The 21,086-nt window shown below is 72.1% G+C and carries 16 protein-coding genes and 2 pseudogenes; 7 read left to right on the forward strand and 11 right to left on the reverse strand.

Annotated elements, in window-relative coordinates:
- Positions 1–871: pseudogene (locus IEZ17_RS24085) on the reverse strand (hypothetical protein); the annotation flags it as partial.
- 323 nt (positions 872–1,194) lie between these two features.
- Here IEZ17_RS24085 and IEZ17_RS24090 point away from each other — a divergent pair.
- Positions 1,195–2,235, forward strand: a complete 1,041-nt coding sequence (locus IEZ17_RS24090) for a chitinase (RefSeq protein ID WP_229852588.1) — start codon at positions 1,195–1,197, stop codon at positions 2,233–2,235.
- A gap of 106 nt (positions 2,236–2,341) precedes the next feature.
- Here the strand turns inward: IEZ17_RS24090 and IEZ17_RS24095 are convergent, their stop codons facing one another.
- The 5 genes and pseudogenes from IEZ17_RS24095 to IEZ17_RS24115 all read right to left on the reverse strand — a co-directional run bounded on the left by IEZ17_RS24095 (position 2,342) and on the right by IEZ17_RS24115 (position 7,732).
- Entirely contained in the window at positions 2,342–3,235 is an 894-nt protein-coding gene (locus IEZ17_RS24095) for a S1 family peptidase (RefSeq protein WP_189303415.1), read from the reverse strand.
- A 460-nt stretch (positions 3,236–3,695) separates the two neighbouring features.
- The gene (locus tag IEZ17_RS24100) at positions 3,696–5,213 is read right to left on the reverse strand and encodes a GntP family permease (RefSeq protein ID WP_189303416.1); all 1,518 of its coding nucleotides are present in this window, start codon (positions 5,211–5,213) and stop codon (positions 3,696–3,698) included.
- Positions 5,214–5,386: 173 nt separating this feature from the next.
- Positions 5,387–5,797 (reverse strand): RidA family protein, encoded by a 411-nt coding sequence (locus IEZ17_RS24105; RefSeq protein WP_189303418.1) that lies wholly within the window; start codon positions 5,795–5,797, stop codon positions 5,387–5,389.
- A 20-nt stretch (positions 5,798–5,817) separates the two neighbouring features.
- Positions 5,818–6,585 carry an IclR family transcriptional regulator gene (locus IEZ17_RS24110; protein WP_189303420.1) on the reverse strand — a complete coding sequence of 256 codons (768 nt, stop codon included), beginning with the start codon at positions 6,583–6,585 and terminating at the stop codon, positions 5,818–5,820.
- Between the two features lie 150 nt (positions 6,586–6,735).
- Positions 6,736–7,732, reverse strand: a pseudogene (locus tag IEZ17_RS24115) (sugar kinase).
- Between the two features lie 411 nt (positions 7,733–8,143).
- Between IEZ17_RS24115 and IEZ17_RS24120 the strand changes: the two are divergent.
- From IEZ17_RS24120 to IEZ17_RS24135, 4 genes are all read left to right on the forward strand, one after another.
- Complete coding sequence (locus IEZ17_RS24120; protein ID WP_189303422.1) at positions 8,144–9,433, forward strand: amino acid deaminase; 1,290 nt, start codon at positions 8,144–8,146, stop codon at positions 9,431–9,433.
- A gap of 135 nt (positions 9,434–9,568) precedes the next feature.
- Positions 9,569–11,263: an N-acyl-D-amino-acid deacylase family protein gene (locus IEZ17_RS24125; RefSeq protein WP_189303424.1), complete on the forward strand. Its 1,695-nt coding sequence runs from the start codon at positions 9,569–9,571 to the stop codon at positions 11,261–11,263.
- A gap of 77 nt (positions 11,264–11,340) precedes the next feature.
- Positions 11,341–12,552: a pyridoxal phosphate-dependent aminotransferase gene (locus IEZ17_RS24130; protein WP_189303426.1), complete on the forward strand. Its 1,212-nt coding sequence runs from the start codon at positions 11,341–11,343 to the stop codon at positions 12,550–12,552.
- 84 nt (positions 12,553–12,636) lie between these two features.
- Entirely contained in the window at positions 12,637–13,059 is a 423-nt protein-coding gene (locus tag IEZ17_RS24135) for an SCO4983 family protein (protein ID WP_189303428.1), read from the forward strand.
- Between the two features lie 122 nt (positions 13,060–13,181).
- Here the strand turns inward: IEZ17_RS24135 and IEZ17_RS24140 are convergent, their stop codons facing one another.
- Complete coding sequence (locus IEZ17_RS24140) at positions 13,182–15,026, reverse strand: phosphoenolpyruvate carboxykinase (GTP) (protein WP_189303430.1); 1,845 nt, start codon at positions 15,024–15,026, stop codon at positions 13,182–13,184.
- Positions 15,027–15,263: 237 nt separating this feature from the next.
- On the opposite strand from IEZ17_RS24140, the gene trhA reads away from it, so the two are divergent.
- Both trhA and IEZ17_RS24150 read left to right on the forward strand, forming a co-directional pair.
- Positions 15,264–15,998 (forward strand): PAQR family membrane homeostasis protein TrhA, encoded by a 735-nt coding sequence (trhA, locus tag IEZ17_RS24145; RefSeq protein ID WP_189303432.1) that lies wholly within the window; start codon positions 15,264–15,266, stop codon positions 15,996–15,998.
- A gap of 450 nt (positions 15,999–16,448) precedes the next feature.
- A complete protein-coding gene (locus tag IEZ17_RS24150; protein WP_189303434.1) occupies positions 16,449–17,075 on the forward strand; it encodes a TetR/AcrR family transcriptional regulator in 627 nt (208 codons plus the stop codon).
- Here IEZ17_RS24150 and IEZ17_RS24155 read toward each other — a convergent pair.
- The 4 genes from IEZ17_RS24155 to IEZ17_RS42765 form a co-directional block, all read right to left on the reverse strand.
- Positions 17,065–17,532 (reverse strand): MerR family transcriptional regulator, encoded by a 468-nt coding sequence (locus IEZ17_RS24155; RefSeq protein WP_189303436.1) that lies wholly within the window; start codon positions 17,530–17,532, stop codon positions 17,065–17,067. The genes IEZ17_RS24150 and IEZ17_RS24155 overlap by 11 nt on opposite strands.
- A gap of 33 nt (positions 17,533–17,565) precedes the next feature.
- On the reverse strand, positions 17,566–18,948 hold the full coding sequence (locus IEZ17_RS24160; protein WP_189303438.1) for an amidase: 1,383 nt from the start codon (positions 18,946–18,948) through the stop codon (positions 17,566–17,568).
- Positions 18,949–19,040: 92 nt separating this feature from the next.
- Positions 19,041–20,042 (reverse strand): MDR family NADP-dependent oxidoreductase, encoded by a 1,002-nt coding sequence (locus IEZ17_RS24165; RefSeq protein ID WP_189303440.1) that lies wholly within the window; start codon positions 20,040–20,042, stop codon positions 19,041–19,043.
- A gap of 108 nt (positions 20,043–20,150) precedes the next feature.
- A partial coding sequence (locus tag IEZ17_RS42765; protein WP_506005256.1) for a YyaL domain-containing protein occupies positions 20,151–21,086 on the reverse strand: 936 nt, incomplete at its 5' end.

Consider the following 21,086-nt stretch of genomic DNA (forward strand, 5'->3'; position numbering starts at 1 on the left):
CGGCTATGGCGGCCGGTTCGCGCCCCGGGCCGCCGCCCGCCCGGTCCCGGGCCAGCGGCGCCGCGCAGAACGCGCAGCGGTCGCCGATCAGTTCCCGGCCGCACCAGCCGCAGTCCTCGCGCCGTACGGACACCACGAGTTGGTGGAGGAGGGACGGATCCGGAATGGCGGCGGCGAACTCGATCAGCTTCTGGGTGCCCCACCAGCGGGCGGACTCGGCGGGCAGCCGCGCCTCGTACACGCCCTGCACCTGCCAGGAGGGCGCCAGCGCGGAGGTGACCCAGTCGGCGGTGAGCTGGCCGCGGGCGACGGCGAGCTGGGTGGCGAAGCCGGGCGGCCGGAGCCCGGCCTGGGTGCCGTGCCGGTCCAGATGCAGCAGCTGGGGGCGGGGGGTGGCCAGCACGGCGAAGTGGGCGCCGGGCAGCCAGGACTTCATGTGGGAGCGGAGGTCCACCTCGACCCGGTCCAGTCCGCTGACGCTGCCCAGCAGGGCGCCCGCGTGGACGTAGTGCGCCAGCAGCCGGGCCGCGCAGGCCAGCACGCCGGGGCTGAGGTCGCAGAGCGACAACTGCCGCAGCTGGCGGGCGAGGACGGCCACGCCCAGGGGCGGCAGGTCGGTCGGAAGGATGGCGATCCGGTCGCTCTCCAGCACGGCGCGCAGGGTGTGCAGCCGTCTGATGTGCTCCGGCGGGCAGGCCGAGGAATACAGCACCACGAGGTGCCCGTGGTGCTCCAGTACGGCGCTGGTCTCCGTCAACGCGTCGTCCAGCGACTGGAGATGCGGGGCTGGCAGCACGACGGCGGCCGGGGTCTGCCGGTCGGTCGCGGGCAGCGCGAGATCCGGGCTGGTGACTGCAATCGCGGTCGGCACGTCGCTCCCCCACTTCCTCCGGCCTCCGGGGGCCCCGGGACCGCGGATCGGCACAGCTCTGCGCCATCGGCGCCATACGCTCAGCACTTTATCCACAGAGATACGTCCCGGAGAACACGTTCTGGGCTACTCGTCTCGGCCGCTGCCCGATAGGGAACCCGAGAGGGAAACAGCGCATACCGCCCGAGCGGCATCCATCGGAACACCCGCTTCCGTGCGGACCCTTGACAGTCGCATTGGTCTGAACCACCTTGTACGGCAAGCCCAGGGGCCCCTGAGCGCGCATCCGCACCACTCCCAACTCCCCCCACACGGAGGCTGTCGTGGTCCGCGCACGAAAAGGAACAGGGACGGGAACAGCCGGAAGAAGGCTGTCGGCCGGGCTGGCCGCCGCGCTGCTGACGGTGGCCGGGGCCGTCGCGGCGGGCACCGCGAGCGCGTCCGAGGCGCACCCCGCCGGGCGCCCGGCCGCGCACGCCGCCGCCGTCCCGCGGCACGCCGTCACCGGCTACTGGCAGAACTTCGACAACGGCGCCACGGTGCAGAAGCTGAAGGACGTCAACGACGCCTACGACATCATCGCGGTCGCCTTCGCCGACGCGACCGGGGCGCCCGGCGCGGTCGCCTTCAACCTGGACCCGGCCGTCGGCTACGCCTCCGCCGCCGACTTCAAGGCGGACATCAAGGCCAAGCAGGCGGCCGGCAAGTCGGTGGTCATCTCGGTCGGCGGCGAGAAGGGCTCGGTCTCCGTCAACGACGACGCCTCCGCCAAGAACTTCGCCGACTCGATCAACGGCCTGATGGACCAGTACGGCTTCAACGGCGTCGACATCGACCTGGAGAACGGCCTCAACTCCACCTATATGACGCAGGCGCTCAAGGCCGTCCACGCCCGGCACGGCGATGTCGTGGTGACCATGGCCCCGCAGACCATCGACATGCAGTCGCCGCAGACCGAGTACTTCAAGACGGCCCTCGGCATCAAGGACTTCCTGACCGTCGTCAACACGCAGTACTACAACAGCGGTTCGATGAACGGCTGTGACGGGAAGGTCTACGCTCAGGGCTCGGTGGACTTCCTGACCTCGCTGGCCTGTATCCAGCTGGCGGGCGGGCTCGACCCGTCCCAGGTCGGCCTCGGCGTACCGGCCTCCGCCGCCGCGGCGGGCAGCGGCCATGTCGCCCCGTCGGTGGTCGACGCCGCCCTGGACTGCCTCACCGCGGGCAGCAACTGTGGTTCGTACAAGCCGTCCAGGACCTATCCGGGGCTGCGCGGCGCGATGGCCTGGTCCACGAACTGGGACGCCTCGAACGGCAATGAGTTCGCGAGCCAGGTGGGCGGGCACGTCCACGGGCTGCCGTAGCGGAGCTCCCGCACACCGCCACCCCCCAACGGCCAGGTCCCGCGCACCCGGTGCGCGGGACCTGGCTCCGTGCCGCTCCGGGGCTACCCCCGGCCGGCCCTTCGGGTCAGCGGCGGACGCCCGACGGCTTGGGCAGCGTGCAGCCCGCGGCGTTCAGGTCGAGCTTGTTGCCGGCGGCGAAGCACTTGGGGATCCCGTAGGTCTCCTCGGCGTAGTTGGTGCCCTTGTGGACCGTCACATTGCCCTTGTCATCGACCTCGCACGGGTTGTTGACGGTGCACTTCTCGCCGTTCTCGTTGCCCGTGTTGTTGATCGCGGTGACCTTACCGGTGGTGTTGTCGACCACCGGCGAGCCGGACGTGCCGCCGATCGTCTTGCACTCCGGGGTGTAGCGGACCGAGTCCTTCCAGCTCCAGTCGCCCTCCTTGAGGGTGGGCACGAACCCGTCGATGCTGCACGTGTAGGTCTTCTTCCAGTAGCCGGACACCACGGTGATCCCGGCGCCCTTGGCCGGGTGGTCGGTGGACAGCTCCAGCGGCTTGATCCCGTACTTCTGCGCGATCTCCGCGTACGTCGAGCCGGTCTGGTACAGCGTCACGTCGGTGTCGGTCATCGTGGCGTACGTGACCTTGGTGGCCTGGATCTGGCCCAGTTCACCCGCCGACTTGTCCAGGACGGTGAAGGCACGGCTGGACGGCTGGTCGACTATGACCTGGCCCGGGGAGGGCATCCCGCTCTCCAGGCAGTGGCCGTTGGTCATCACCAGCGCCGGGTCGCTGTCCTGCGACGTCGGCATCTTGACGATCGAGCCGGAGCAGTCGTCCAGCGCGACGGTGCCGGCGAAGTCGACGGCCTTCGTCCGGGGCACCGGCTTGTGGTGCGCCGGCGCGTGGTGCGGGGCGGTGCCCACCGGTGCGGCACCCGCGGGTGCGGCACCGCTCACCAGGGCTGCGGCTCCCAGTACGGCGGTGGCCAGGGTGCCGACGAGAGGTCGATACATGTGGGGGGTCCTCTCAGCTTCTGTTCCGAAGTTGGTTGGCGTCATTTCCGTGCCGCCACTTCGGTTTTGTCGTGCGCATTGTTGGCCGCGGAGCGCCCGTTCGCAACAAATTTCCCGTAATCGATGGCAAGTTGACGGCTGATCCGCATCACGCACAAGGGTCTTCCTACCCCGCACCCGCCCCCGGCCACCTCGACACGGCCACCCCTTCGGGACGCGCCCCGGCCCGCACCCGTCCGCGAACTCGACCGTATGTTCGGGCGATTGCCGTACCCGCCGACCGGTCACGGCCCCACCGCGCGGGCCGATCCCCCCGAAGGATGCCCGATCGGGCAGACCGGGAACCCGCAGTGCCGCAGTGCCGCAAGGCGAAGTCGTGCCACCCGCACGGTATTTCGGCGCCGCGACGCGGCGCCCCGGAAGACGGTGGAGCCTTCCGGGACGCCGGCTGCTGCGATCCCTAGACGAGCAGGCTGACGACCGCGGCGACCGCGAATCCGGCGACGGACAGCACCGATTCCAGTACGGTCCACGACGTGAGGGTGTCGCGCTCGGAGATCCCGAAGTACTTCGACACCATCCAGAACCCACCGTCGTTGACGTGCGAGGCGAAGATCGAGCCCGCCGAGATCGCCGTGATGACCAGCGCCAGATGGGCCTGTGACAGCCCCTGCCCCGCCACCAGCGGCAGCACGATCCCGGCCGTGGTCACGATCGCCACCGTCGCCGACCCCTGGGCCACCCGCAGCACGAGCGAGAGCAGGTAGGCCAGCACGATGACCGGCAGGCCGACGTGGTGGAAGGTGTCGGAGAGGGCGGTGGCCACCCCGCTGCCCTTGAGCACGGCGCCGAAGATCCCGCCCGCGCCGACCACCAGCAGGATGTTGCCGACCGGCTTGAGGGAGGCGGTGGAGACCGTTTCCAGGGACGTGCGGGACCAGCCGCGGCGGATGCCGAGCAGGTAGTACGCGAGCAGCAGCGCGATCGTCAGGGCGACGAAGGGGTGGCCGAAGAACTCGATCACCGAGAGGGCAAGTGGTGGGGGTCCCCCCTGCACGGAGCTTGTCGAAGTGCTCGGGGGAGGCGCCAGCACGATGGAGGAGAAGGTGGCCAGGAGGATCAGCACCAGCGGCGTACCGATGATGGCGAGGACGGTGGCCAGGGAGACCGGCTTCTCCTGAGGCCGGACCCCGGCCGCGGCCTGCTGGGCGGTGACCGCGGCCTTCGCCTCCGCGGCGGCCTCGACCATGTCGTGCGGGACCGGTACGAAGAGGCGGTGGCCGATCCAGGCGGCGTAGCCCCAGGCGGCCAGGACCGCGGGGAGGCCGCAGACGGCGCCCATGAGGGTGATCCAGCCGAGGTCGACCTTGAAGAGGCCGGCGGCGGCCACCGGTCCGGGGTGCGGCGGCAGGAAGGCGTGCGTCATGGAGAGCCCGGCCAGCAGCGGCATGGCGTACAGCACGATCGACTTGCCGCTCCGCTTGGCGGCGGCGTACACGATCGGCGCCAGGACGAAGATGCCGACGTCGAAGAAGACCGGGATGCCGAAGATCAGGCCGGTCAGGCCCATCGCCAGCGGGGCGCGCCGCTCACCGAAGAGGGCGAGCAGCCGGGAGCTCAACACCTCGGCGCCGCCGGAGACTTCGAGGATCGCGCCGAGCATGGTGCCCAGGCCGATGATGATGGCGACATGCCCGAGGATCCCGCCCATGCCGGACTCGATCATCGAGACGACGTCGGATTTCTGGACCGTGCCGAAGAGTTCGGTGACGGAGAGGCCGGCGGCGAGTCCGACGGCGATGGAGACGCCGAGCAGCGCGACGAACGGCTGCAACCTGACCTTGATGATCAGGACGAGGAGCAGGGCGATACCGAGGGCGGCGACCGTCAGCAGCCCTGCGGTGCCCGGTATCAGGGCGAGCAGTCCGCCGGTGTGCGGTGGGGGCGGTGGGGTGGGGGCCGCGGCAGCGAGGAACATGTGGTGACTCCGTTGTCAGGCAGGGGCCCGGAGACCGGGTTGTCCCCTGGAAGGCACGATCCAGGCAGGGGGGACCGCGGCACGGCGTCCCGGCGGTACGGGACACCGCGCCGTGCGGCGAACGGTGCGCTGCGGTCGGCGCTAACGGGAGGCCGGGCAAGGAATCCGGTGCCTCAGCCCAGCACCGCGAGGGCGTCGATCTCGATGAGCAGGCCCTTGGGCAGACCGACGTAGACGGTCGTGCGGGCGGCGGGGGCCTCCTTGAGCCCCTGCTCCTCGAAGTAGGCGTTGTAGATCTCGTTCATCTCGGCGAAGTGTGCGACGTCGGTGAGGTAGACGCGCATCATCATCACGTCGTCCCAACTCGCGCCGCCCTCTTCGAGGACGGCCTTGACGTTGGCGAAGGTCTGGAGCGTCTGCTCGCGCAGGGTGGGACCGGCCGAGGTGGGGGCCTGGCCCTCGACGGCGGGCAGGAAGCCGACCTGGCCGGCGACCTGGAGGATGTTGCCCTTCTTGACGCCGTGGGAGAACTTGGCGGGCGGGGTGGTGTGGGTGGCCGGGGTGAGGGCGGTCTTCTCGCTCATGCGTGTCCTTCAGACGTCCTTCATGGGGCCGGCCGGGGGCCGGCGTGGGCGGTACCGGAGTACTCCCGGCTGATGGCGTCGGCGGTCCGGCGCACCAGCGGGAGCAGGGTGAGGAGTTCCTCCGCGCTGACGACGACATTCGGCGCGGAGACCGACATGGCGGCGACCAGGCGTCCGTCCGCACCGCGGATCGGGGCCCCGACGCAGTTGATGGACTCCTCGTGGCCACCGAGGTCGGTGGCCCAGCCCTGTTCGCGCACCTTGGCCAGCTCGGCCAGGAAGGCCGCGGCGTCGGGTGTCGAACAGGACGTGTAGCGGGGGTAGTCGAGCCTCTCCGCGAGGGCGCGGCGCTCGGACTCGGGCAGGTCGGCGAGGAGCAGCTTGGCGACCGCGGCGACGGTGATCGCGACGGGCTTGCCGATCCGCGAGTACATCCGGACCGGATAGCGGCTCTCGACCTTGTCGATGTAGAGGACCTCGTTCTCCTCGTGGACCGCGAGGTGGACGGTGTGCCCGCACCTCTCGTTGAGCTCGACGAGATGGGGGTGGGCGATCTCGCGGATGTCGAGGTTCTCGACGGCTTCCTGGGCGAGCGCGAAGAGCCGGGCGCCGAGGCGGTAGCGCTGGTCGGGCTGGCGGTAGACGAGGCCGTGCTCATGGAGGGTGCGCAGCAGCCGCAGCGCGGTGGACTTGTGCACGCCGAGCCGTTCGGCGACCCGGCCGAGGTCGGCGGGGCCCTCGGCGAGCAGCGGCAGGATGCTCAGCGCCCGGTCGACGGTCTGGCTCATGCCGACACCTCGCTCCGCCCGGCCTCGCATTCGCTCAGCGCGCACCCTTCCCTGATTCGCTCACGACGCTCGCTCATGTGCGTACCTCGCTTCGCCCGGCCCTGCCTTCGTCAGGGGCGCACCTCTCGACGGTCCTCTGGCTGCGCTCGTTCACGGCGTACACACCTCCTGGTCCACGGCCTCCTCGGCGTCCGTCCAGCCGGGGCCGAGGTGCAGTCTCCCCCAGGCGTCGTCGGCGAGCCCGGCCAGGCGGTCGGCGAGGGCCCGGGACGGAGGGGCGGCCAGGTCGCCGGTGACGGTGAGGGCGGCGGCGGCCCACAGGTGGCCGTGCCGGATCCGGGAGCGCAGCGGCAGCCCGCGGAGGGTGGCGGAGAGGAACCCGGCGGCGAAGGCGTCGCCCGCGCCGACGGCGGCCACCACGTCGACCCGGAGGGCCGGGACGGTGGCCNNGGGGCCGCCCGCCGGCGCGCCGGAAGACGGTCGCGCCGCCGTCGCCCTGCTTGACGACCAGGGTCCGCGGCTGCGGCAGCGCCGCGCGGACGGCCCGGCCGCCGTGCAGCCCCCAGGCGTCCCGGGCCTCGTCCTCGCCGACGAACACGATGTCGGCGCCGCGCGCCAGATCGAGGAGGACCCGCGGCCCCTGCGCGTCGGCCCACAGGTGGGGCCGGTGGTTGACGTCGAAGGAGACCAGCGGGCGGCGGCCGGCCGCCGGGCGGGCGGTCAGTTCGCGGAGCAGGGCGAGGCAGTCGCCGGAGAGCGCGGCGGTGATCCCGGACAGGTGCAGCACCCGGCCGGCGCGCAGCGCGGCCAGGTCCATGGTCGCCGGCGACATCGCGGAGGCGGCGGAACCTGAGCGGTAGTACGCGACCTCATGGGCGTCGGTGTCCCGGTCGCCGGCGGTGCGGAAGTAGATGCCGGTGGGGCGGGCGGGGTCGCGCCGGACGCCGCCGGTGTCGACGCCGTACGCCCCGATGGCCCGGACGAGATGGTCGCCGAAGCCGTCGGCGCCGACCCGGGAGATCCAGCGGGCGGTATGGCCGGCGCGGGCCAGGGCGCAGGCGACGTTGGACTCCGCGCCGCCGATGGCGCGCTCGAAGGCGGGCACGTCGGCGAGCCGCCCCGGTGTGCCGGGCAGGAAGGTGACCATGGACTCGCCGAGGCAGACGACATCGACGTCCGGGGCGGCGGTGCCGTCCGGAACGGGGGTGTCGCCGGCGTTCGAGGACCTGGTCACGATCGGTTGCGCTCCTTCGCTGTACCGCTGGGGCGGGCCGTCGTCCCGGCCGCGCCGCGGGATGTCCGCCCGGATGTCCGAGTTCCCGCCGGGTGCCCGCCGGGCCCACCGTCCGTTTTCCGCTGCCGTGCGCGACGCTGCTCCCGGCGCCGTTCGTGGCGCTGTTCCCGGCGCCGTTCGCGACACTGTTCGTGGCCTTGTTCGTGGCGCTGTTCCGGGCGTTTTCCCACCATTGACCGGGTGATGGCTCGGATGTTAGACAGCTGTAAGCGATATGCGCAATGGGTGTTGCAGAGCATGCAACACAATCTTCGAGGAGGCTCCATGGCCGGCGAGCGGCTCGCGCAGGGACTCAAGAACCTCGCGGACGAGAAGGTCGATCACCGCTTCAAGGCACTCCCCCCGGACGCCGACGGGCGGACCGTCGGCGATCTGGCCGCCGAGCGCCGCAACCTCTTCACGGACGGCTTCACCACCCCCGTCCTGGCCCTCTCCGCCGAGTCCGTCGACCACAACCTCGCCCTCATGGAGACCTACGCCACCCGGCACGGCCTGGCCTTCGCCCCGCACGGCAAGACCTGCATGGCGCCGCAGCTCTTCGCCCGCCAACTGGAGCACGGCGCCTGGGGTATCACCGCGGCCGTCCCCCACCAGGCCCGCGTCTACCGCGACTACGGCATCCAGCGGATCTTCCTGGCCAACGAGGTCGTCGACGCCGCCGCCCTGCACTGGCTGGCCGGCGAACTGGACGCCGACCCGGACTTCCGCTTCATCTGCTACGTCGACTCGCTGCGCGGCATCGAGCTGATGGACGCCGCACTGCGCGCCGCGGAGGCCAGCCGCCCCGTGGACGTCGTCATCGAACTGGGCGCCGGCGAGGGGGCCCGCACCGGAGTCCGCAGCGAGGCCGAATGCCTCGAACTCGCCGACGCCATCGCGGGCGTGGACACCCTCCGCCTGGTCGGCGTCGCCGGCTACGAGGGCGAGGTGCCGCAGGCCGACCGGGAGAAGGTCACCGCCTGGCTGCGCCGACTGGTCCGGCTCGCGGCGGAGTTCGACGCGTCCGGCCGCTTCGCCGACCTCGACGAGATCGTGGTCAGCGCCGGCGGCAGCGCCTGGTTCGACACGGTCTCCGAGGTCTTCGCAGAGATCCCGGAACTCTCCGCGCCGGTCCTCAAGCTGCTGCGCTCGGGCGCCTACGTCTCGCACGACGACGGCCACTACCGCCGCCTCACCCCCTTCAACCGCGTACCCCAAGAGGGCGCCCTCCAGCCCGCCTTCCGCCTCTGGGCCCAGGTCGTCTCCCGCCCCACCCCCGAGCAGGCGTTCCTCAACGCGGGCAAGCGGGACGCGGCGTACGACCTCGATCTGCCGCGGGCGCAGGTCGTCCGGTCCGGCCGGGACGGCACGCAGCGGCCGGCGGCCGGCATCACCGTCACCGGGCTGTCCGACCAGCACGCCTGGATCAGCACCGAGCACGCCGGCGATCTGGAGGTCGGCGACTGGGTCGGCCTGGGGCTGTCGCACCCCTGCACCTCCTTCGACAAGTGGCAGCTGATCCCGCTGGTCGAGGACGACGGGACCGTCGTCGATTTCATCCGCACGTTCTTCTGATACCCGCGGGGGTGCCGCCGCCGGCCCCGGGCACCCCGGAAAAACCCTGATCACGCCCCCGGGAAAACCCTGATCGCACCCCGGCCCGCCCCTCAGGGCCGGCCTCTGCCCCTGCCCCGGAAAGGCGGCCCGCCCATGGACACCGTGCTGCGCGGCGTACGCGTCATCGACGGGTCCGGCGGGCCGTCCTACCGCGCCGATGTCGCCCTGGCCGGCGGCCGGATCGCCGAGATCCACCGCGAGACGGACGGCGGGCCGCGCCCGGCCGCCGCCCGCACGGTGGACGGCGCCGGCCTCGCCCTCTCCCCCGGCTTCATCGACATGCACGCCCACAGCGACCTCGCCGTGCTCCGCGACCCCGCGCACACCGCGAAGGTCGCCCAGGGCGTCACCCTCGAAGTCCTCGGCCAGGACGGGCTGTCGTACGCCCCGGTCGACGACCGCACGCTCGCCGAGGTACGCGCCCAGATCACCGGCTGGAACGGCGGGGCGCCCGGCGACACCTCCGTCGCCTTCACCTGGCGCACCGTCGGCGAGTACCTCGACCGCCTCGACCACGGCTTCGACGGCCACGGCATCGCCGTCAACGCCGCCTACCTCGTCCCCCAGGGCACCGTCCGGATGCTCGCCGTCGGCTGGGACGACCGCGCCGCCACCGCCGCCGAGCTCGCGCGGATGCGGCAGTTGGTCGCCGAGGGCCTGGAGCAGGGCGCCATGGGCCTGTCCTCCGGCCTCACCTACACCCCGGGCATGTACGCCTCGGACGCCGAACTGACCGAGCTGTGCCGGGTGGTGGCCCGCTACGACGGCTACTACTGCCCGCACCACCGCTCCTACGGGGCGGGCGCCCTGGCGGCGTACGAGGAGATGATCGCCCTCAGCCGCGAGGCCGGCTGCGCGCTGCATCTCGCGCACGCCACCATGAACTTCGGCGTCAACAAGGGCCGGGCGCCCGAGCTGCTGGCCCTCCTGGACAGCGCCCTGGACGACGGCGCCGACATCTCACTGGACACCTATCCGTACGCCCCCGGCTGCACGACTCTCGTGGCGATGCTGCCCAGTTGGGCCGGCGAGGGCGGCCCGGAGGCGGTCCTCGCGCGCCTGCGGGACGACACGACCGCCGCGGCCGTCCGGCACGCCCTGGAGGTGGACGGGTCCGACGGGTGCCACGGCGTCCCCATCGCATGGGACACCATCGAGATCTCCGGCGTCTCGGACCCCGCACTGGTCGGCCATGTCGGCAGGACGGTCGCCGAGCGCGCCGCGGAACGCGGCGAGGAGCCCTGGACCACCGCCCGCCGGCTGCTGATCGACGACCGGCTGGGCTCGATGATCCTCCACCACGTCGGCCACGAGGACAACGTCCGCCGGATCATGCGGCACCGCGTCCACACCGGCGGCAGCGACGGCATCCTCCAGGGCCTCAAGCCGCATCCCCGGGCGTACGGCACCTTCCCCCGGTACCTCGGCAGATACGTCCGCGAACTGGGGGTGCTGTCCCTGGAGGAGTGCGTGGCCCATCTGACCGGCCGCCCCGCCGCCCGGCTGCGGCTGCCCGACCGCGGTCTGGTCCGCGAGGGCTACCGCGCCGACCTGGTCCTCTTCGACCCGGAGACGGTCGCCGCCGGCGCCACCTTCGAGGCCCCGCGCACCCTGCCCGCCGGCATCCCGCACGTCCTGATCGACGGCCGCTTCGTCATGGCGGACGGCCGGCGCACGGACGTACTGGCCGGCCGGGCGGTCCGGCGCACCCCGGGACGGCGCCGGTCCGCCCCGCCGTCCGCGGAATCCGAACCTCCACCACCCGGCCCGTACCGTCACCCCGCGTGAGGAACCCCACGCCGTCCGCGGGTGACGTGGGGAAAAACACCGGGCAGGGGCGGATACACGCCCGTAAAGTGGCCGTCATGCAGGTGATCCAGTCAACGAAGCTCGCCAACGTCTGCTACGAAATCCGCGGCCCGGTCCTTGAGGAGGCCATGCGGCTCGAAGCGGCAGGTCACCGCATCCTCAAGCTGAACACCGGCAATCCGGCGGCGTTCGGCTTCGAGTGCCCGCCCGAGATCCTGGAGGACGTCCTCCGCTCGATCGGCACCGCGCACGGCTACGGCGACGCCAAGGGCCTGCTCTCCGCCCGCCGCGCGGTGATGCAGCACTACCAGACCAAGGGCATCGAGCTCTCCGTCGACGACATCTACCTGGGCAACGGCGTCTCCGAGCTGATCCAGATGTCGATGCAGGCGCTGCTGGACGACGGCGACGAGGTACTGGTCCCGGCCCCGGACTACCCGCTGTGGACGGCGTCGGTCTCGCTCTCCGGCGGCACCGCCGTGCACTACCGCTGCGACGAGCAGGCCGACTGGATGCCGGACCTCGCCGACATCGAGCGCAAGGTCACCGACCGCACCAAGGCCATCGTCGTCATCAACCCCAACAACCCCACGGGTGCGGTCTACGACGACGAACTGCTGCGCGGCATCGCGGAGATCGCCCGCCGGCACAACCTGGTCGTCTGCGCCGACGAGATCTACGACAAGATCCTCTACGACGGCGTCACCCACACCCCGTTCGCCGCGCTCGCCCCCGACCTGCTGACGCTGACCTTCAACGGCCTGTCCAAGTCGTACCGGGTCGCCGGCTACCGCAGCGGCTGGCTGGCGGTCTGCGGCCCCAAGGCGCACGCCGCCTCGTACATCGAGGGGCTGACGATCCTGGCGAACATGCGGCTGTGCGCCAACATGCCGGCGCAGCACGCGGTCGCCACCGCGCTGGGCGGCCGGCAGTCGATCAACGACCTGGTGCTCCCCGGCGGCCGGCTGCTGGAGCAGCGCGATACGGCCTACGAGGCCCTCAAGCGCATACCGGGCATCAGCTGTGTCAAGCCGAAGGGCGCGCTGTACGCCTTCCCTCGACTGGACCCCGCGGTGTACAAGATCAAGGACGACCGGCAGATGGTGCTCGACCTGCTGCGCGCCGAGAAGATCATGATCGTCCACGGCACCGGCTTCAACTGGCCCGAGCCGGACCACTTCCGCCTGGTCACGCTGCCCAGCAAGGACGATCTGGCCGACGCCGTCACCCGAATCGGTGCCTTCCTCGACGGTTACGGACAGTACTGAACCGCAGCGAATTCTGTACGACTCACAATTTTAGACTCTGTCCAAGCTAGGATGGCCTCCTAGACGTTCTCAGGAGGCCGTCCCATGTACGAACCGATCCGCACCAAGTCGGTCCACACCATGGCCGCCGCCCCGGGGGTTCCGCACCGCTCCCGCGAGGAGGAGCTGGACATCCGGCTGGCCGGGCAGCTGACCGCGCTGCTCACCGTCACCGACGAGCTGCGCACCCTGGCGACGTCCGAGGGGGAGCGCGCCGCGCTCTCCGGCGCGGCCGACCGTATCGCCGAAGAGGTCGCGCGGCTGACCGGCGGCCACTACCCGCTCCGCGCCGAACCGACCGACGGCGGCGACCCGTCCCGCGTACCGGCCCTGCGGCAGCGCGCCCGCACCCTCGCCGGGAACGCCCTGGCGGTCGCCACCTCGCGGGACGACGCCGCGGCCATCGCCCTCGCCGGGGAGCGGCTGGCCGCCCATGAGGCCGGCGGCCGGGACCTCGCCACGGCCTGAGCCCGGCACCCCGGCACCCCGACGGCCCGACCCGCCCCCGACAACGCGCCGGAAACCGTCCGGGGCCCCGTGCACCAGGCACGGGACCCCGGACGGGCGTTGCGCGTCACGGCCGCCGCGGACTAGCCGAGGCGCTGCACCAGCGCGCGGTACTCGTCCCACAGCTCCTTGGGCGTGTGGTCGCCGAAGGTGTTGAGGTGCTCGGGGATCAGCGCCGCCTCCTCACGCCAGACGTCCTTGTCGACGGTGAGCAGGAAGTCGAGGTCGGCATCGGCGAGTTCGAGGCCCGCGGTGTCCAGCGCGCCCTTCGCGGGCAGCACGCCGATGGGGGTCTCGACGCCCTCGGCCTTGCCCTCCAGCCGCTCGACGATCCACTTGAGCACCCGGCTGTTCTCGCCGAAGCCCGGCCACACGAAGCGGCCCTTGTCGTCCTTGCGGAACCAGTTGACGTAGTAGATCTTCGGCAGCTTGGACTGGTCCTTGTCGGCGCCCACCTTGATCCAGTGCGCCATGTAGTCGCCCATGTTGTAGCCGCAGAACGGCAGCATGGCGAACGGGTCGCGGCGCAGCTCACCGACCCTGCCCTCGGCGGCTGCGGTCTTCTCGGACGCCACGTTCGCGCCGAGGAAGACACCGTGCTGCCAGGTCAGCGACTCGGTCACCAGCGGCACGGCACTGGCGCGCCGGCCGCCGAAGAGGATGGCCGAGATCGGCACGCCCTTCGGGTCCTCCCACTCGGGCGCGATGGTCGGGCACTGGGCGGCCGGGACGGTGAAGCGGGCGTTGGGGTGCGCGGCCGGGACACCCGAGTCGGGCGTCCAGTCGTTGCCCTTCCAGTCCGTGAGGTGCTTCGGGGTCTCCTCCGTCATGCCCTCCCACCAGACGTCGCCGTCGTCGGTGAGGGCGACGTTGGTGAAGACGGAGTTGCCCCAGAGGGTCTTCATGGCATTGGCGTTGGTGTGCTCACCGGTGCCGGGCGCGACACCGAAGAAACCCGCCTCGGGGTTGATCGCGTAGAGCCGGCCGTCCTCGCCGAAGCGCATCCAGGCGATGTCGTCACCGATGGTCTCGACGGTCCAGCCCGGGATCGTCGGCTCCAACATGGCCAGGTTGGTCTTGCCGCAGGCGCTCGGGAACGCGGCGGCGACGTACTTGGCCTCGCCCTGCGGCGGGGTCAGCTTGAGGACGAGCATGTGCTCGGCGAGCCAGCCCTCGTCCCGCGCCATGACGGAGGCGATGCGCAGCGCGTAGCACTTCTTGCCCAGCAGGGCGTTGCCGCCGTAGCCGGAGCCGTACGACCAGATCTCGCGCGCCTCGGGGAAGTGCGAGATGTACTTGGTGGAGTTGCACGGCCACGGCACGTCGGCCTCGCCCTCGGCCAGGGGGGCGCCGAGGGTGTGCACGGCCTTGACGAAGAAGCCGTCCTCGCCCAGCTCGTCGAGGACCGCCTGGCCCATGCGCGTCATGGTGCGCATCGAGACGGCGACGTAGGCGGAGTCGGTGATCTCCACACCGGGCGCGGAGAGCGGGGAGCCCAGCGGACCCATGCAGAACGGGACGACGTACATCGTCCGGCCCTTCATGGAGCCGCGGAAGACACCCTGCTCACCGGTGAAACTGTTTCCTTCTTCCCCGGTAAAGATGGCCCGCATCTCGGCGGGGGCCTTCCAGTGGTTGGTCGGGCCGGCGTCCTCTTCCTTCTCCGAGCAGATGAAGGTGCGGTCCTCGACTCGCGCCACGTCCGTCGGGTCGGATGCGGCGTAGTACGAGTTGGGGCGCTTGATCGGGTCGAGCTTCTTGAACGTGCCCTTGTCGACGAGCTCTTCGCACAGGCGCTCGTACTCCGCCTCCGAGCCGTCACACCAGACGACCCGGTCGGGCTGGGTGATCGCTGCGATCTCATCGACCCAGGAGACAAGGCCCTGGTGACGGGTCGGGATGGGGGGAGCCGCGTTGTCGCGCGCCACGATCGCTCCTAATTGAGGGGTTCTGGACGGTTTCTTTCTGTTCTGCCAGGAAACCGCTTCTTTTGCTTGTCTGCCCCTTGGGGGCCGCGACCCGGATGCTTCGTGACCGCTCATCCGGTGCCGACCGCACTCATTTGATCATCCGACCCCGATTCCGATCTGTCCAGGGGGAGTAGTGGTGACCGTCACCACTTCAGGACGATCCGTAACTTACGGTTGCGTAGGTAGCATTGCGCCATGACTTCCGCGCCTGACGCCGCCGAAAGCCGCCCCCCGTCCGCGCCGTCCCAGGCCGACGCAGGCTCCGCGCTCGATGCGGCGGCCACCGCGACCGCGCCGCTCAAACCCAAGCTGCGCGGCTGGTTGCACGCGGGGATGTTCCCCGCGGTTCTCTTCTCCGGCATCCTGCTGACCGCGCTCGCCGACAGCCCTCGCGGACGCCTGGCCTGCGCGATCTACGCGCTCACCGCCTGCCTGCTCTTCGGCGTCAGCGCGCTGTACCACCGCGGCAATTGGGGCCCGCGGGCCGACGGCGTACTGCGCCGGCTCGATCACGCCAATATCTTCCTGATCATCGCGGGCACCTATACGCCGCTGACGATGCTGCTGGTGCCCGGCTCTCGCGGCCAGGCCCTCCTCTGGGCGGTCTGGGCCGCCGCACTCGCGGGCATCGCGTTCCGCGTCTTCTGGGTCGGCGCACCACGCTGGCTCTACACCCCCTGCTACATCGCGATGGGCTGGGCCGCCGTCTTCTTCCTGCCCGACTTCCTGCGCACCGGCGGCATCGCCGTCCTCGTCCTCGTCATCGTGGGCGGGCTGCTCTACAGCGCGGGCGGCGTCATCTACGGCATCAAGCGCCCCAACCCCTCACCGCGGTGGTTCGGCTTCCATGAGGTCTTCCACTCCTTCACCCTGGCGGCCTTCGTCGTGCACTACGTCGGCATCTCTCTCGTGGCGTATACGCACGCCTGAGGCGGCCCGGCCCCGCACGGCCGGCACCCCCGATCCGCCCGCCGGTCCCCCGACCGGCCTCCCGCGCCACCGTGGCCGCGGCCGTGAGGCCGCGGCCACCTGCCATGTCAGGAGCCCCACCCCGGCCACGACCAGGGCGGACACCAGCGCACCTCCGCCGACCAGGAAGCCGCCGACACACAGTGCGGCGGCGACCGCGGCATATCCGTGGATGATCGGTCGCATCGCGAACCCCCTCCCCGAATTTCACTGACAGTAATCATGCCCACCTCGCAGCGTGACACACGCCACTGACAGTGAGAGATTTATCAATGTGCCGATGTGCGCACATACCAGACGGGAAGCGGCAGGAAACCGGGCGCAAAACCGCCGGGACCCGGAAGTCGCCACGGACATGACATCCGGCACGCCCGTAGTCCCGGCGCGATGCGATGCCCGACAATGATCCCCATGGTCTTCGCGCGTACATCTGCCTCAGCACCGCCCGGGACACCGAAGATCGGGCTGCGGGAGCGGAAGAAGATCCAGACCCGACAGGCGATCCGCCGGGCCGCCTTCCGGCTCTTCGAGCAGGAGGGTTACGACGCGACCCCCGTCGACCGGATCGCCGCGGCGGCGGACGTCTCGCCCAGCACGGTCTTCCGCTACTTCCCCACCAAGGAAGACATCGTGCTCACGGACGACTACGACGCCGTACTGGAGGCCGGGATCCGCGCCCGCCCCGCCGGCGAGCCGATGGTCGAGTCGGTGCGGCACGTCGCCGTCGAGGCACTCGGCCGGATCACCGTGGCGGACCGCGCCGAACTCGCCCAGCGCGCCCGGCTGATCCGCGATGTGCCCGCCATCCGCGGCCGTACGGCGGAGAACCACGCCCGGGAGGCCGAGATCATCGGCGCCGCCCTGGCCCAGCGCTCCGGCCGCCCGGCCGGCGACCTGGAGGTACGGGTCATCAGCGCGGCCATCCTGGCGGCCCTCCAGGAGGCGGTGCTGCGCTGGGTCGAGGAGGGTCCGTCCGCAAGCCTGGAGGCGCTGATCCACCGGACGATGGACGTACTGGCGCGCGGCCTCACTCTGTGAGCGCGCGGGCGCCGTCCCGTGGAGAGGGGGCAGCGGACCCGGGCGCGGCAGCGGCCCCGGCGGCGCCCGCCGACGGCCCGTCCGGCTCGCCGAGGCGCGCCGCCAGCCGGGCCCGCAGCTGCGACAACCGCGCGATATGGCCGTCCAGTTCGGCCAGCCGGCGCCGGGCCACCGCCTCGGCCGCCGCGCACCGCCCCGAGCCGGAGCCGGTCGCGATCAGGGCCGGCACCCCGTCGGGCGGCAGCGTGTGCAGCAGGTGGGCGAAGGCCCGCACATCGCCGACCGTCAGGCCCGCCTCGCGCAGTTCGCGCACCGCGCGCAGCCGCCGGACGTCCTCCGCGTCGTACACCCGGTGGCCCGACGGCGTCCGGCGGGCGGTCACCAGCCCCTGCTGCTCGTAGTAGCGCACCGCCCGCGGTGTCAGCCCGGCGGCTGCCGCCGCGTCCCCGATACGCATCCGCCCTCCCCCTTCGACGCGCCGTACCGCCCGCTAGGGACGATCCGCCGGGTCCGCGTGGGCAGGCGCCGCCCCGTTGAGCGCACGCTCGATACCGGCCGCCCCGTGCAGCAGCTCCTCGTCCGCGCCGAACGCGCCCACCAGTTGGAGCCCGAGCGGCAGCCCGTCGGCGGCGCGGCCGGCGGGCAGGCCGATCGACGGCAGCCCGGCGTTGCTCCAGGGCAGGCACATGATGGACGACCCGGTGGTGGTGAGGTCCGCGGGCGCCGGGCCGGTGGCCGACGGGGCGATCCACAGGTCGATCCCGGCAGTTGCCCCGTCCGCCGCGAGCCGTTCGCGGAAGGCGGCGCGCCGCACCCGGGCCGCCTCGTAGTCGGCGTCCCCGATCGTGTGACCCCGGCGGATGGCCGCCGCGGTCTGCTCCCGGTAGCGGTCGGCGTACCGCGCGAACCACTGGGTGTGGGCCCGTGCGACCTCGTAGCGGTTCATCGTGAAGAGCTGCTCGACGATCCGCTCGAAGTCGTCCATCACGGGCACCTCGCGCACCTCGTACCCGGCCGCGGCGAGCGTCGCCCGCTGCTCCTCGAAGGCGCACCGTGCCTCGGCACCAGCCCGCTCCAGATAGGGGCCCACCGGCACGCCCAGTACAGGTCGCCGCCGCGGCCCGTCCGCCGCGGCCCGCTCGCCCCCGTCCCGGAGCCCGTCCGCGTACGGTTCCCACCCGTCGCAGACCACCGCGGCGGCCAGCGCGACCCCCGCCACATCCGCCGCATAGCACCCGAGGGTGTCGAAACTGACGGCGTTGGGGATCACCCCACCGACCGGGATCCGCCCGTAGGACGGCTTGAACCCGACCACTCCGCAGTACGCGGCGGGGCGGATCATCGAGCCGACGGTCTGCGTCCCGATGGCCAGCGGCACCATCCCGGCGGCGACCGCGGCGGCCGACCCGCTGCTCGAACCGCCGGGCGTATGCGCCGGGTTGTGCGGATTGCGGGTCGGCCCGGAGGCGGTGACCGCGAACTCCGCGGTCACGGTCTTCCCGGCGATCAGCGCCCCGGCGGCGCGGAGCCTGTCCACGACGGCCGCCTGCGCCCCGCCCAGCGCCTCGGGCGGCAGCGTCGAACCCGCCCGGGTGGGGAGGCCGTCGACGTGCACGATGTCCTTGATCCCGACCGGTACGCCATAGAGGGCGGGCCGTACGGCAGGGTCCGGCGGGCCGTCCGCCGCCAGCTCCCGCGCCGCCTCCAGGAGCCGGGCGCGCCGCCCGTCCTCCGGCACGAAGGCCCGGACGTGCCGATCGACGGCGTCGATCCGGTCGCACACGCGGTGCACCGCGTCGACGGGGTCGGCCGCGCCGGACCGCAGCGCCGCGGCCTCCTGGACAAGAGAGCGGTACCCCAGCAAGGTCGTCACTCGTGCAGGCTACAACCGGGCACGGCAATCCCCCGGAGGAATGACGCCCGCGGGCGTGCCCGTCCGCGGGCGTCCCATCTGGCGCCGCGCGCTCACAACTCCACCAGTACGGCGCCCAGATGGCGCCCCTGCGTCAGCTCGCGCAGCGCCCGCGGGGCCTCCTCGATGCCGTGCAGCCGGGAGTGCGGGAAGGTGAGGGTGCCGTCCCGCAGGCCCTGGCCGAACATCCGGTTCCACTCCGGGACGAGGTCCAGGTGGTCGTACAGGGCGACCCCGCGCATCGTGATGCTCCGGGCCAGCAGCGACAGGGTGTCGATCTCGGTCGTGGTCCGGCTCCCGTCGGAGAGCTGGGTGGCCAGCGCGCCCACGATGGCCAGCCGGGCGCCCCTGTTGGCGACGGCGAGCGCGGCGGCCAGCTGCTCGCCGCCCACGTTGTCGAAGAGCGCGTCGATGCCCTCCGGGGCGGCTGCCCGGAGCTGCTCCTCGATGGGGCCGGCGCCGCGGATCACCACCGCGTCATAGCCGAACTCCTTGATCAGGCGGTCGGCCTTCTGCCGCGATCCCGTACTGCCGATGACCCGGGCGGCGCCGCGGAGTTTGGCGATCTGTCCGGCCAGGGAGCCGACGCCGCCGGCCGCCCCGGTGACGAACACCGTGTCCCCGGGGCGCACTTCGGCGCCGCGGTCGACGCCCATGAGAGCGGTGGGGCCCTGCGAGAGGTAGCCGGCCGGGTCGGGCAGCAGATCGGGGTCGAGCCGCTGGACCTGCGCGGCGTCCACCAGGGAGTATTCGCGCCAGCCGAGGCGGTGCGCCACCAGGTCGCCGGGCTTGAGGTCGCTGCCCGGGGCGGCCACCACCTCGCCCACGGCCGGCCCGTGGAGCGCCTCGCCGACCACGAAGGACGGCATGGGTACGGAGGTGACCTCGTCCATCAGGGTGCGCATCACGGCGGCGACGCCCATGAAGGTGTTGCGTACGAGGACCTGGCCCGGACCCGGCTCCGGGACCGGTACCTCCGCGATCTCGAAGAGGTCGTCGGTGACCGGCCCCGTGGGGCGGGCGGCCAGGCGGACTTCGCGGTGCGTGTTCGTCATGCCCCGAGGCTAGAACTTGACGCGCACGTCAGGGTCAATCCGGTCGCTGGTCCTAGGACTTGAGGCGGGGCCGCGGGGCGCCGTACGGGCCCGGCGGCCTCCGCCGCCTCACCCCCGCAGCCGCTCCGCCAGCTCCTCCGGGTCCGTGGTCGGCCGCTCGCAGGTGAAGTTGCGGCACACGTACGCGGCCGGTCTGCCGTCGACCAGGGGGCGCGCCATCAGCAACGGGACTTCCACGGCGCCGTCCGCCCCGGGGACGCCCAGCGCGACGACCGTCCCCGGGGCGGTGCCGAGCAGCGCGGCGCGGTGCAGCGCACGGGTGGCCGGATCGTCCCGCGGGCCGACCACCGCGACCTCGCGCGGCCCGTCCAGCGCGGCCTCGGCGACGGCGAGCCCCCAGCCGATGAAGCGCGGCGCCCGGCCGCCGAGGGCCGTGACGATCCCCAGGGCGCGCTCCGCGGCGTCCCGGTGGAGGGCGCTGCCGGTCAGCGCCCCGTAGGAGAGCAGGGCGCCGGCCGCCGCGGTCCATCCGGAGGGGGTGGCGTTGTCGGTCGGGTCCTGGGGGCGCCGGATCAGCGCCTCGGCGTCCGCGGCCGTGTCGTAGAGCGCACCGTCCTCGGCGGTGAACTGGACGAGGACGGTGTCCAGGAGGAAGCCCGCGAAGTCCACCCAGACGCCCTCGCCGGTGACCGAGGCCAGGGTGAGGAAGCCCTCGGCGACGTTCGCGTAGTCCTCCAGGACACCGGAGTTGGCGCCGGCGGTGCCGTCCCGGGAGGTGCGGTGGAGCCGCGCCTGCCAGTCCATGTGGACGCGGACGAGCAGGTCGGCGGCGTCGGTGGCGGCCTGGATCAGGTCGGGCCGGTCGAAGTAGGCGCCGGTCTCGGCGAGCGCGGCGACGGCGAGCCCGTTCCAGGAGGCGACGACCTTGTCGTCCCGCCCGGGGCGCGGTCGCTCCGCACGCGCCGCGAGCAGCCGCTCCTTGACGGAGGCCACCCGCTCGGCCTCTGCCCACCCGTCGCCCACCGCCTCCCTTCCCTGGAGGCT

Origin of the sequence: Streptomyces albospinus (genome assembly GCF_014648695.1) — a bacterium.
GTDB lineage: Bacteria > Actinomycetota > Actinomycetes > Streptomycetales > Streptomycetaceae > Streptomyces > Streptomyces albospinus.